General features: G+C 64.0%; 10 protein-coding genes. All 10 read right to left on the reverse strand.

All coding sequences use genetic code 11. From position 1 onward, the window contains the following. Positions 1-3: 3 nt before the first annotated feature. Positions 4-1,623 (reverse strand): ABC transporter ATP-binding protein, encoded by a 1,620-nt coding sequence (locus tag ACW9IN_RS16465; protein ID WP_457366867.1) that lies wholly within the window; start codon positions 1,621-1,623, stop codon positions 4-6. Positions 1,624-1,625: 2 nt separating this feature from the next. Beyond that, entirely contained in the window at positions 1,626-2,453 is an 828-nt protein-coding gene (locus tag ACW9IN_RS16470; RefSeq protein ID WP_457366868.1) for an ABC transporter permease, read from the reverse strand. Positions 2,454-2,456: 3 nt separating this feature from the next. Further along, on the reverse strand, positions 2,457-3,416 hold the full coding sequence (locus ACW9IN_RS16475) for an ABC transporter permease (RefSeq protein ID WP_457366869.1): 960 nt from the start codon (positions 3,414-3,416) through the stop codon (positions 2,457-2,459). A 160-nt stretch (positions 3,417-3,576) separates the two neighbouring features. Then, complete coding sequence (locus ACW9IN_RS16480; protein ID WP_457366870.1) at positions 3,577-5,163, reverse strand: ABC transporter substrate-binding protein; 1,587 nt, start codon at positions 5,161-5,163, stop codon at positions 3,577-3,579. Between the two features lie 19 nt (positions 5,164-5,182). Next, complete coding sequence (locus ACW9IN_RS16485) at positions 5,183-6,790, reverse strand: 5-guanidino-2-oxopentanoate decarboxylase (RefSeq protein ID WP_457366871.1); 1,608 nt, start codon at positions 6,788-6,790, stop codon at positions 5,183-5,185. Then, positions 6,780-8,888: an acetate--CoA ligase family protein gene (locus ACW9IN_RS16490; RefSeq protein WP_457366872.1), complete on the reverse strand. Its 2,109-nt coding sequence runs from the start codon at positions 8,886-8,888 to the stop codon at positions 6,780-6,782. Before ACW9IN_RS16490 ends, ACW9IN_RS16485 begins: the two co-directional genes overlap by 11 nt. Before the next feature lie 16 nt (positions 8,889-8,904). Beyond that, entirely contained in the window at positions 8,905-10,065 is a 1,161-nt protein-coding gene (locus ACW9IN_RS16495; RefSeq protein ID WP_457366873.1) for an acyl-CoA dehydrogenase family protein, read from the reverse strand. Between the two features lie 35 nt (positions 10,066-10,100). Further along, positions 10,101-10,892: an enoyl-CoA hydratase/isomerase family protein gene (locus tag ACW9IN_RS16500; RefSeq protein ID WP_457366874.1), complete on the reverse strand. Its 792-nt coding sequence runs from the start codon at positions 10,890-10,892 to the stop codon at positions 10,101-10,103. Between the two features lie 152 nt (positions 10,893-11,044). Beyond that, positions 11,045-11,683, reverse strand: a complete 639-nt coding sequence (locus ACW9IN_RS16505; protein ID WP_457366875.1) for a TetR family transcriptional regulator C-terminal domain-containing protein — start codon at positions 11,681-11,683, stop codon at positions 11,045-11,047. 40 nt (positions 11,684-11,723) lie between these two features. Beyond that, the gene (locus tag ACW9IN_RS16510; protein WP_457366876.1) at positions 11,724-12,482 is read right to left on the reverse strand and encodes a class II aldolase/adducin family protein; all 759 of its coding nucleotides are present in this window, start codon (positions 12,480-12,482) and stop codon (positions 11,724-11,726) included. Positions 12,483-12,561 lie beyond the last annotated feature (79 nt).

A 12,561-nucleotide genomic window follows, 5' to 3' on the forward strand; every position in this document is an offset into this window, starting at 1 on the left:
GCCTCAAGCAGTGGGTGCGGCCCGTCGGGCCAGCAAATGATCGAGCCAGTCCGGGTCCATTTCCGGTTCCGATGAAAACAACAGGCCGGTGTAGTCCTGGTACGGCGGGGTGAAAATCGCGCTGCGGCTGCCTTGGTCCACCACCCTGCCCCGCTGCATCACCACCACCTCGTCGGCAATCGCGCGCACGGTGGCCACGTCATGGGTGATGAACAGGTAGGCCACGCCCAGTTGCTGCTGGATGCGGTTGAGCAGCTTCAACACGCCCTCGGCCACCAGTTGATCGAGGGCCGAGGTGACTTCGTCGCAGATGATCAGTTGCGGCTCCGCCGCCAGGGCGCGGGCGATGCAGATGCGCTGCTTCTGCCCACCGGACAGCTCGCGCGGCTGACGCTCCATGTAAACCGCCGGGTCCAGCTCGATCATCTCCAGCAGCTCGGCAACGCGGGCGCGCAGGGCCTTGCCCTTGAGCCCCAGGTAGAACGTGAGTGGCCGGCCAATGATGTCGACGATGCGCTGGCGTGGGTTCAGCGCGGTGTCCGGAATCTGGTAGATCATCTGGACCCGTCGCAACTGTTCCTTGCTGCGTCGGCGAAAATCCACCGGCAGCGCCTCGCCGTCATACAGCACCTGCCCGGCGGTAGCCGGCAGCAGCCCGGTGATCAGCCGCGCGGTGGAGCTCTTGCCACTGCCCGACTCGCCAATCACCGCCAGGGTCTGGCCGCGATAGAGCTTCATCGACACGTCATGCAGCACCGGCTGGTGCCCGTAACTGGCGCTGACCTGGCGCACTTCCAGTAGCGGCACGTCCTGCACCGGACACGCCTTGGGCTCGGTGCGAAAACTGCGCACGGCCCACAACGACTTGGTGTAGTCCTGCTGCGGCTGGCTGAGCATGCTGCGGGTATCGGCCTCTTCCACCAGTTTGCCGTGGCGCAGCACCATGATGCGGTCGGCCATCTGCGCGACCACCGCCAGGTCATGGCTGATGTACAGCGCGGCGCTGCCATAGGTTTTCACCGCGTCACGGATCGCCGCCAGCACTTCGATCTGGGTGGTGACGTCCAGCGCCGTGGTGGGTTCGTCGAAGATGATCAGGTCCGGGTGACACGCCATGGCCATCGCGGTCATCACCCGCTGCAACTGCCCGCCCGAGACTTGATGGGGGTAACGCTGGCCGATGCTCTCCGGGTTGGGCAAGCGCAACACACGGTACAGTTCCACCGCCTCGCGCTCGGCCTGGGCGCGGTCGATACCGCCGTTGATCACCGCCGTTTCCACATGCTGGTCGATCAGACGATGCGCCGGGTTGAACGACGCCGCCGCACTTTGCGCCACGTACGCAATCCGCAGCCCCCGCAATTTGCGCAGGGTATCGGGCCGCGCTTGCAGCAACGGGATGCCGTCGAAACACACCGAGCCACCGACAATGCGGCAACCATCCCGCGCATACCCCATGGCCGCCAGCCCCAGGGTGGATTTACCCGCCCCGGACTCGCCGATCAACCCCAGCACTTCACCGCGCTGCAAGGTCAGGTCGATGCCCTTGATCAGTGGATGCCAGGCATCTTCGTAGTGCCCTTCGATTTGCAGGTTGCGGATTTCCAGCAACGGCTTGTCCATCCTCAACACTCCTTCAGGCCGCTGGATTTGTGCAGCATCCAGTCGACGACAAAATTCACGCTGACGGTGATCAACGCCACCGCCAGGGCCGGCAACAGCGGGCTGATATCGCCGAAGGTGATCAGTACGGCATTGTCGCGCACCATGCTGCCCCAGTCGGCGGTGGGCGGTTGAATACCCAGGCCCAGGAACGACAGCGCGCTGATAAACAGGAACACAAAGCAGAAGCGCAGGCCGAATTCGGCAATCAGCGGTGCAGCGGCATTGGGCAATACCTCGCGAGTGACCAGCCACCACAACCCTTCACCGCGCAGGCGGGCGGCCTCGACGAAGTCCTGCACCAGCACGGTCATCGCCACCGCGCGGGCCAGGCGAAACACCCGCGTGGAGTCCAGCAACGCGATCACCAGCACCAGCGACGTCGCATTGGTGCCCACCACGCTCAGGATCAGCAAGGCGAAAATCAGCTGTGGGATCGCCATCAGAATGTCCACCACCCGCGACAATCCCTGGTCGATCCAGCCGCCCTTGATCGCCGCGATCAGCCCGCTCAAGCCGCCCAGCAAAAACGCCAGCGTGGTCGTCAGGAACGCAATGCCCAGGGTGTTGCGCGCGCCGTAGACCAAACGGCTGAACATATCCCGCCCCAGGTTATCGGTGCCGAGCAGGAACTGGCCGCTCCACGGCGCGAACCCTTCGCCCACCACCTGGGTTTCGCCATAGGGCGCCAGCAGCGGCGCAAACACCGCCACCGCGATGTACAACACAATGATCAGCAGGCCGAACTTGGCGCTCAACGGCGCCCGGACCAGTGAAGTCAGCAGGTTCATGGGCTACCCCTTCGGATGCATCAGGCGTGGGTTGCTGGCGATGGACAACACGTCCGCCCCGGTATTGAGCAGGATGTAGGTGGCGGCAAAGATCAGGCTGCACGCCTGCACCACGGGGATGTCGCGCTTGGACACCGAGTCCACCAGCAACTGGCCCAGCCCCGGGTAGACGAACACCACCTCGACCACCACCACCCCCACTACCAGGTACGCCAGGTTCAGTGCGATCACGTTGACGATGGGCGCCAGTGCGTTGGGCAAGGCGTGCTTCCAGATGATCCGCGACTGGCGGATGCCCTTGAGCCGTGCCATCTCGATGTAGGGGCTGGCCAGCAGGTTGATCAGGGAGGCGCGGGTCATGCGCATCATCTGCGCGATCACCACCAGGCTCAGGGTGGCCACCGGCAGCACCGAGCGTTCCAGGATCGTGCCGAACGAGGCATCCGGCGCCAGGTTCGACAGGCTCGGGAACCAGCCCAGCTTCACCGAAAACACCAGGATCAGCAGGTAGGCGACAAAGAACTCCGGAAACGACACCGCACTCAACGCCGAGGTATTGAGCAGGCGATCGAACCAGCTGTTGCGATACAACGCCGCCAGCATCCCAAGCACCAGCGCCGTCGGCACCGAGACCAGCGCAGCCAGTGCCGCCAGGCTCAAGGTGTTGCCCAGCCGTGCGCCGATCAGTTCGGCAATGGGTCGCTGGTTGGCGAGCGACGCGCCCAGATCGCCCTGCAACAGGCGCAGCAACCATTGTGCAAAACGCGTGAACGGCGGCAGGTCCAGGCCCAGTTGTGCACGGAACGCTGCGACGGTTTCCGGCGTGGCCGACTGGCCGAGCATGGCCTGGGCGATATCGCCGGGCAGCATGCCCACGGCCAGGAAGATAATCACCGAGACGGCGAACAGCGACAGCAGGCCGAGCGCCAGGCGTTGGAGGATTAATTTGAACAGGCTATTCATGGACGATTCTCATGAGGTGAATAGGCTCGTCGAGACTGCACCCATCTAATGTGGGAGCTGGCTTGCCTGCGATGGAGGTCTTAAGGATTGCAGCGAATGGGCGGACCTCATCGCAGGCAAGCCAGCTCCCACATTGGATATTCATTGGCTGGGGGAATCTCTAGGCTTGCCACCACCGCTCAATCAACCGCAAGCCATCCAACTCACCGTAAGGCGCCGTCTGCGCGCCATGGGCCACCCGGTTCGAACGCGCCGCCACCGAGCTGGCGAACAACGGCACGATCGCCCCGCCGTCATCCCGGCACAGGGCCTGCATTTCGTTGTACATCTCTTGACGCAATGGCGCGTTCATCTCGCCACGGGCGGCGTTGAGCAGTTGGTTGAAGCGCGGGTTGTCCCAATGGGTTTCGTTCCAGGCTGCGCCCTTGGCATAGCCGATGCTGAACATGCGGTCGGCGGTGAGGCTGCTGTACCAGAACGAGGTGGTGAATGGCTGCTTCATCCATACGTTGGAAAAGAATCCGTCCGCCGGTTCGCGCACCACATCGATATCGATGCCCGCCTGGCGCGCCTGCTCCTTGAACAACACCGAAGCATCCACTGCGCCGGTGTACGCCGCATCGGACGCTTTCAGACGCACCTTGAGCGATTCCACCCCGGCCTTGCGCAGGTAGAAACGCGACTTGTCCGGGTCGTAGGCACGCTGCTCGAGGCTGGCATTGATGAAACGACTGCCGGGCTGGATCGGGTGGTCGTTGCCCACCAGACCGTAGCCGTGCAGCACCGACGCCAGCAGGGTTTCGCGGTTGATCGCGTGCTTCATCGCCAGGCGAATGTCGTTGTTCTTGAACTCGTTGCTGTCGCACAGCATCGGGAAGGTGTAGTGCTGGGCACCCTTGGTTTCCTCGATCACAAGGTTGGGGTTGCGCTTGAGCAAGGCCACGGTTTTCAGGTCGACCTTGTTGATCACATCCACTTGCCCGGTGACCAACGCATTGACGCGCGCAGCGCCGTCGGCGATGGCCAGCAGCTCGGCACTGGCGAAATGCGCACGGCCGGGCTTCCAGTAATCGGGGTTGCGCTCCAGGTCCATGCGCACGCCGGGTTCGAAGCTTTTCAGGCGATAGCCGCTGGTGCCCACGCCGGCCTGCCAGTCGGCGGCACCGTCCTTGGCGGGCATGATCACCAAGTGGTAATCGGCAACCACATAGGCGAAGTCGGCATTGCCCGAGTGCAGCTCGAACACCACCGCGTCCGTGCCTTTGGCGCTGACACTGGCCACATCGCCCAGCACGGTCTTGGCCGCCGAGGTCGACTTGGCGTCCAGGTGATGGTTGATCGAGACCACCACATCTTCGGCAGTAAGGCTTTTGCCGTTGTGAAAGGTCACGCCCGGGCGCAGGTGGAAGGTCCACACCCGCGCATCAGGTGTGGACTCGAAACGCTCGGCCAGTTCGGGAATCGCACTGCCGTCCACGGCGATTTCAGTGAGGGTGTTGTAGACCGCCGAGAAGCCGACGAAGGTGAAGGTATCGACCCAGGAACCCGGGTCGCGGGAGTCGGTGGTGCTGCCGCCGGCCAGGCCCAGACGCAGCACACCACCGGCTTTGGGCGCTGCCTCTTCGGCGAAGGCGTGCAACGGCAGGCCCATGGAGAACGCCGCCGCCACCGCGCCGGCCACGGCGCTGTGTTTGAGGAAGTCCCGTCGGTGCATCGCTTGAGTCATTTTGTTGTTGTTTTCGCTCATGGTCTTGCTCCTCTAAAGATCAACAGGCATAGGCATGCTTCAGCTCGATCAGGGTCACGCCATTGCGTTTGAAACCGTTGCGCAAGTCCGTCTGCAATTCGTCCAGGTTCTGTGGCTGGTTCACGGTGCAACCGAACGCCTGGGCGAACAGGGCGAAGTCCGGGTTGCGCGGCAATACGCCGATGGGCTCGATGTCCAGGTTGAGCATGTCATCACGAATCTGGCCGAGGGCATCGTTGTTCCACAACAGCACCACCAACGGGCTGTCCAGTTCTTCCACCGCCGTGGCCAGTTCCTGGGCGGTGTAGAGAAACCCGCCGTCCCCCACCAGCACCAGCCCTGGCCGTTGCGGCGCGCCGAACTTGGCGCCGATGCCCGCCGGCAAACCGTAGCCCAGGGTGCCGTAGCCCGTAGGGTGCAGCCAGCTGCGCGGGGCCCGGCTGCGGTAAGCGTAATTGCCGGTGTAGGCCAGTTGGGTCATGTCGCTGCTGATCACGGCATTGGCCGGCAATTCGGCCTCGATGCGCTCGAGAATGGCTTGGTGGATCGACTGCAACGGGCCGTGTCCCTGCCGAACTGCCTGGCGCAAGCCCGCGACGCTGGCTACGGCAGCGTCCGCATTGCGTGGCGTTGACGGCAGGCGTTCCAGCAACGCCAGCAACGTTTGTCGGGCATCGCCGCGCAAAGCCACGCTGCAAGGATAGAAATCATTGAATTTGCGCGGGTCGATATCCACCCGCAGCAATTCACCGCTGAGTGGCAAACGCTCGCGCCAGTAATCGGTGTCGGCCATTTCCGTGCCGACCGCCAACACCACATCCGCCTCGCTGATCAACTGCCAGCCCGGCTCTACGCACAGGGTAGAACCGGCATTCAGCGGATCGTCGATGGGCAACAGGCCCTTGCCAGCCACGCTGGTGAAAAACGGCGCCGCCAGTACGGTGCTCAAGCGTTGCAACGCCTCGCCCGCGTCCAGTGCGCCGCCGCCGGCAATGATCATCGGGCACTTGGCCGCCGCGAGCCTGGCCGCCGCCTGCTCCAATGCTTCCTGCGCCGACAGCCCGCGCCCCGGACGACGCACCACCTCATGGCTCCAATCCCGCTCAACCGGCGCGGCCAACACGTCCAGCGGCACCGAGATATGCACCGGCCTTGGCCGCTCGCTGTCGAACACCGCGTAGGCGCGGGCGACCAGCTCGGGCAGGTCCCCGGTGCTGAGCGCCACCGCCGAGAAGGCCGTGATGGGCGCGGTGATCGCCCGCTGGTCCTGGGTTTCATGCAGGATGCCCCAGCCCTTGCCAAGGCTGGCGGTGCTGTTGACGCTGGAGATCACCAGCAGCGGGACCGAGTCGGCGTAGGCCTGGCCGATGGCGGTGGCTGCATTCGTCACGCCGGGCCCGGTGATCACAAAGCACACCCCCGGCTTGCCGCTGACCCGCGCATAACCATCGGCCATGAAACCGGCGCCCTGTTCATGGCGCGTCAGCACGTGGCGAATGCCGCTGCCGGGCAAACCGCGATACAGCTCCAGGGTATGTACCCCGGGGATGCCGAACACCGTATCCACGCCATAGTTGGCCAGCAATTTCACCAGGGCCTGGCCGCCGGTCATCACGTTATCGTGCATGTTCATCTCCTAGGCGGATCAATGCATCGACCGCCATGGCGCCCCGGGCATTGACCAACAGTGGGTTCACATCCAGTTCCAGCAACTGTCCGGCATTGGCGCAGGCATAGTCGGCCACCGCACGTACGGCGGCCACCAGTGCGTCCATGTCCGCCGCCTCACGCCCGCGAAACCCTTGCAACAACGCAGCACTGCGCAGGCTGAGCAAGGCATTGCGGATCGCATCGTCGGTGGTCGGCAGCAGCAGGCTGCGGCTGTCCTTGAGCAGTTCCACCAGGATGCCGCCCGCGCCGATCACCAGCGCCAGGCCAAAGTCGTTCTCGCGCTTGATGCCCACGATCAACTCGGCCAACGGCGGCGCGGCCATGGACTCCAGCAGCAGTTGATCGAACGCCACCGTCGGCGCGTAGGCGCCGATCCGCTCGCGCATCAGCGCCAGGGCACTGGTCAAAGCGATACCGTCCTTGAGGTTCAGTGCCACGGCACCGGCTTCGGTCTTGTGGGGCAACTGGGCGCTGACCGCCTTGAGCACCAGCGGGTAACCCAGCTGTTGTGCGTCGGCCACGGCGCGCTCCGGCGTACTCAACACGGCAACCGGCGTGGTCAGGCCGAAAGCGCGCAAGGCTTGTTTGGATGCCCACTCATCCAGCGCCAGCCCCTCCCCCTGAAGTGCGGGTGGGCACAGCGGTTCGAGGATCGACTCACCGCGTTCCAGCAGGGTGCGACGCTGGTGTTGATAGTCGGCGACCCGCCCCCAGGCCGCCAACGCATCTTCCACGCCTTGCAGCGCGGCAATGCCCTGGGCGTGCAAACGCTCACGGGCGTGGGCCGGCAGCAATTCGGGGAACGCCGAGGTGACGAACCCGCTTTTGCCGTGGCGACGCAGAGCGTGGCAGAACAGCTCCAGGAGCAAGTCGCACTCCTTGCGTTCGCCGGTAAATTCCGCCGGGTAGTCCAGCACCAGCATGGCCGCATCGGCAGGGGTGCGCAGGGCAGTGTCGAGCATGCGGTCGAGGGCGTCGCGGTCGCCCCAGATGGCTGTGGTGAAGTCCAGCGGGTTGACTAGGTTGGCGTAGCTGGGCAGCACCTGCGCCAACTCGCCACGCTGGCCGTCATCCAGTTTGGGCAAGGCCAACTGATTGCGCTCGGCATAGTCGGCGATCAAGCCCGCATCACCGCCCGAGCAAGCCAAGGCCACCAAACGATTGCCCGCCGGCAGGTTGCCACAGGCGGCGGCCTTGAGGGTTTCGACGAAGCTCACCGGCCCGCTCACCCGGATCACGCCCAGCCGTGCAAACAGACTGTCGTAAAGCGCATCGGAGCCCGACAGCGAACTGGTATGACTCAAGGCCAACTCGGCGCCGATCTGCGACACGCCGGTTTTCAGCGCGATGATCGGGATGCCTTTTTCCAGCGCCTTATGGGCAGCGCGGGCAAACCCCGGCACGTTTTTCAAGCCTTCCAGGTGCAAACCGATGGCCGTGACACGCGGTTCGTCGAGCAACACGTCCATCAACTCGGCCACGCCCAATTGCGCCTGGTTGCCCACCGAGACCATGTAGGCCACCGGCAGCGAGCGGTCGCTCATGGACAGGTTGTAGGCGAAGTTGCCGCTCTGGGTCAGCACCGCCACGCCCTTCTCGACCGCCTTGCCACCATGGGCCACCGGCCACAATGCCGCGCTGTGCAGGTAATCCAGCAGGCCGTAGCAGTTGGGGCCGAGCAAGGCCATGTCGCCAGCAGCCTTCAGCAGTTGCTGTTGCAGGGCTGCGCCGCTGGCCCCGGTTTCAGCAAACCCCGAGGCGTAACAGATGGCGCCACCGGTGCCGATGGCCGCCAGCTCGGCGACACAGGTCAGGGTCAGTTCACGGTTGGTGGCGATGAATACCGCGTCCGGCCCGCACGGCAGGTCGGCGACACGGCGCACACAAGGAATGCCATCGAGGCTGTCATGCTGGGGATTGACCAGCCACATCGGCCCGGTAAACCCGCCCTCGGCACAGCGCTTGAGTGCGCGGGCCATGCTACGCCCACCCACGAAGGCCAGGTGCCGGGGCGCCAGCAGGCGCTTGAGATTATCGCGAATTGCCTGGGACATAAGCTCTCCTCGCCGCTCAGCGCAGCAGCGGCCGCAACAGTTCGCGGGCGATGATATGGCGCTGGATTTCCGAGGTGCCTTCCCAGATCCGTTCGATCCGCGCGTTGCGCCAGATGCGCTCCACCGGACCTTCGTCCATCAGGCCCATGCCGCCGAAAATCTGCACGGCTTCATCGGCCACCTTGCCCAGGGTTTCGCTGGCAAACAGCTTGGCCATGCCGGCCTCGCCATCGGTCATGCTGCCCTGGTCCATCTTCCAGGCGGTGTGCAGGGTCAACAGCTCGGCGGCGCGAATCTGCGTGGCCATGTCGGCCAGCTTGAAGCTCACGCCCTGGTAGGTACCGATCGGTTGACCGAATTGCTTGCGGTCCGCCGCCCATTGCAGCGATACATCCAACGCACGCTGGGCCTGACCCACGCAGTTGGCAGCCACCATCACGCGGCCCGCGGTGAGCCAGGCGTTGGCGACTTCCCAGCCCTTGCCCACTTCGCCCAGCACCTTGGAGGCCGGCACGCGGCAGTCGTCGAAGAATATTTCGTAGGTGTGATAACCCCGGTTGCTCACGCACTTGGGACCCCGGCGAATGGTCATGCCCGGCGTGCCACGGTCCACCAGGAACGAAGTCACTGCATTGCGCTGCCGACCGTTGTGTTCATAGGTGTCGGTGACGGCGAACACAATGGCGAAATCGGCATGCCCGGCGTGACTGATAAAGTGCTTGCTGCCGTTGATCACGAAGTCATCGCCACTGCGTACGGCACGGGTCTTGATCGCGTTGGCGTCTGAGCCCGCGCCCGGTTCGGTCAGGGCAAAACAGTCGATTTTCTTGCCCTGGACACAGGGCAGCAGGTAGTCGCCAATCTGCGCACCGGTGCAGGCCATCAGGATTTTCGACGGGCGTGCGACAAACACGTGCAGCGCCCACGACACCTTGGACAGCTCCCGCTCGATCAGCGCCTGGGACAGATAATCCAGCCCGCCGCCGCCGACTTCCTCCGGCATGTTGAAGGCATAGAAACCGGCAGCGATAGCCTTGTCGCGAATCTGTGCAGCAAGCTCCGGGGAAACCTCATCGGCACGGTCCACCGCCTCCTCGTGGGGCAGCAGTTCCTTGGCAACGAAACTGCGTACCGCGTCCACCAACATGTCTTGTTCTTGGCTCAGTTGGAAATTCATGGCGCTACCTGTCGATCGTTCGGGGGTGTTTGTTGTTATTCGCCGCGGAAGTTCGGTGCGCGCTTTTCCACCGACGCGCGTAGGGCCTCGGCGCCGTCGGCGCTGCGTCCACACAGCAGTCCGGCGGCCAGTTCGGCCTGCAATTGCTCGGGCAGGCTGCGGTCGGCTCCCTCGCGGATCAGGGTTTTGGTCTGAGCAAACGCAAAGGTCGGGCCGCTGGCCAGGCGTGCGGCGAGCTCGGAGGTGTGGGCGTGAAGTTGATCGTCCGCGACCACTTCGCCGACCAGCCCGGCGGCCAGGGCGCGGTCGGCGCTCCACAGTTCGTCGAGGAACAGCAGGCGCTTGGCTTGCTCGCTGCCGATCAGGCGTGGCAAATGCCAACTGGCACCGGCGTCCGGCGAGTAGGCCATGTTGGTATAGCCGGCCTTGAAGCGTGCCGATTGGGCCGCGATGCGCAAGTCGCAGCACAGGGTCAGGTCCATGCCGGCGCCGACGGCGGTGCCGTTGATCGCGGCAATCGTCGGTTTGTCGAGGCTGTGCAGGCGGGTCATCAGGGCGTGGGCGGTTTCGGTCCAGCCGTAGGTTTCGAGGGCGCCGCGGGCTTCAGCGTCGGCCCATTCGGCCAGGTCGGCGCCGGCGCAAAAGCTGCGACCGCTGCCGGTCAACACCACCACCCGCACGCTGGAATCGATGTTGATCGCTTCCAGCAAGGCATGCAGATACGTCAGGGTGGGAATATCCAGAGCATTGCGCTGAGGACCACGGTTGAGCGTGATCCAGGCAACGCCTGCTTGCACCTGGGTGAGCACGGGCGAATCGGTAGTCATGGCTTCCTCGAATTATTTTATTTGGCTTGAGGGGTGCGACATGGGGCGATACTAAACGAGTGTTCAGCAAGGAGGCAATCGGCAAACTGCAAATATTTTCAGAGGCAAAAAAAGCCGCCCCGGACCTTGCGTCCGGAGCGGCGGGACAAGGCTCAGGCCTTGAGTTGATAGCGCTGGCGCCCGCCGGTTTGCAGGCCGTCGACCCAGGCTTCGCAGATCTGGATGCCCTGTTCCGGGGTGAAGGTGCCGGGGTTCAACCCCGACTCCAGCCACAGCCCGTCAAGCAATGCGCTCAAGCCAATGGCGGCGAGATCGGCGTCGAAGTGCTGCCAACCCTCCTCCCGGGCCATATCGGTCAGGGCCGAGCGCATGATGGTGCGGTACTCGCCGTAGGAATGCTCGTGGGCCAGGTTGATCGCGGGCGCCGTCTTGACCGCGCCCCAGAACACCAGCCAGGCGTCCAGCAGGTGCGGATCAAGCAATTCGGCGGAAAACGAGCCGCGAAACAGCGCCGACAAACGCTCGCGAGGGTTCGGCGGCGCCTTGGCCATGGTCTCGCGCAGCAGGCCCATGACCTGGTCGGTGATGGTGCGATAGGCCTCAGCCACCAGCTCGTCCTTGCCCGAGTAATGGTGGCTGATCAGGCCTACCGACACCCCGGCTTCGGCGCTGATCTTGCGGATCGAGGCGCCCTGGAAACCGTCGCGCTTGAGACAGGTGAGCGTCGCCTGGACCAGATTGGCCTTGCGCAATTCCGGCTCCATCCGGGAGAAACGGGATTCCTGGGTCATACGGCGGTTCCTGAGAGTGAATCGGCCAGACGACTCTACATCAGTCGCGGTACCCCGGCGACACCCGATCCAGCAACCGCAACAAGGCCGCCCACGCCAATTGCATGGCATCCAGGTCCACCAGTTGGCCCTCTTCCTGCGGCCTGCCCGGGTCGTTGAACTGCCGCTCGGTGTGGGCGCAAACCTGTGGCGACGGCAGTACCAGCGGGCCACAGGCCTGGGCGGCGATCTGGATATCACAGGCTTTTTCCAGGTAGTACATGCGCAAGAACGCCTGGCTGACGGTCTCGCCCACCGTCAGCAAACCGTGGTTGCGCAGCATCAGTACCGGCTTGTCGCCCAGGTCCGCCACCAGGCGTTGTTGCTCGTCCATGTCCAGAGCCACGCCTTCGTAATCGTGGTAGGCCACCTTGCCGTAGAACTCCATGGATATCTGGTTGACCGGGAGCAACCCACACTCCAGCGCCGCCACCGCGCAGCCCGCTCGGGTGTGGGTGTGCAACACACACTGGGCGTCTTCGCGAGCGCCATGGATCGCACTGTGGATCACAAAGCCCGCCGGGTTGACCGCATGGGGCGAAGCGTCGACCGCACGCCCGTCGAGGCCGATCTTCACCAGGCTCGACGCAGTGATCTCCTCGAACATCAGCCCGTAAGGGTTGATCAGGAAGTGATGTTCGGGGCCGGGAATACGCACCGAGATATGGGTGAAGATCAGGTCACTCATGCGAAAGTGCGCGATAAGCCGGTAGCACGCAGCAAGCTCTTCACGCAGTTGCTGTTCGGTGGAGCGTGTCATTTTTATTCTCCAGGCACAGGGTGGGTGGGACGACGCTAAATCAGCCGCCAGTAAAAAAACAAGTTGATTTTTTACTGGT

The sequence above is a fragment of the Pseudomonas sp. SDO5271_S396 genome (genome assembly GCF_054071795.1).

Excerpts from the sequence above, each read along its gene's own strand:
- ACW9IN_RS16490 (WP_457366872.1), bottom strand. The coding sequence starts at position 8,888 with ATGTCCCAGGCAATTCGCGATAATCTCAAGCGCCTGCTGGCGCCCCGG.
- ACW9IN_RS16495 (WP_457366873.1), bottom strand. The coding sequence starts at position 10,065 with ATGAATTTCCAACTGAGCCAAGAACAAGACATGTTGGTGGACGCGGTA.
- ACW9IN_RS16505 (WP_457366875.1), bottom strand. The coding sequence starts at position 11,683 with ATGACCCAGGAATCCCGTTTCTCCCGGATGGAGCCGGAATTGCGCAAG.
- ACW9IN_RS16485 (WP_457366871.1), bottom strand. The coding sequence starts at position 6,790 with ATGCACGATAACGTGATGACCGGCGGCCAGGCCCTGGTGAAATTGCTG.
- ACW9IN_RS16500 (WP_457366874.1), bottom strand. The coding sequence starts at position 10,892 with ATGACTACCGATTCGCCCGTGCTCACCCAGGTGCAAGCAGGCGTTGCC.
- ACW9IN_RS16475 (WP_457366869.1), bottom strand. The coding sequence starts at position 3,416 with ATGAATAGCCTGTTCAAATTAATCCTCCAACGCCTGGCGCTCGGCCTG.
- ACW9IN_RS16470 (WP_457366868.1), bottom strand. The coding sequence starts at position 2,453 with ATGAACCTGCTGACTTCACTGGTCCGGGCGCCGTTGAGCGCCAAGTTC.
- ACW9IN_RS16480 (WP_457366870.1), bottom strand. The coding sequence starts at position 5,163 with ATGAGCGAAAACAACAACAAAATGACTCAAGCGATGCACCGACGGGAC.
- ACW9IN_RS16465 (WP_457366867.1), bottom strand. The coding sequence starts at position 1,623 with ATGGACAAGCCGTTGCTGGAAATCCGCAACCTGCAAATCGAAGGGCAC.
- ACW9IN_RS16510 (WP_457366876.1), bottom strand. The coding sequence starts at position 12,482 with ATGACACGCTCCACCGAACAGCAACTGCGTGAAGAGCTTGCTGCGTGC.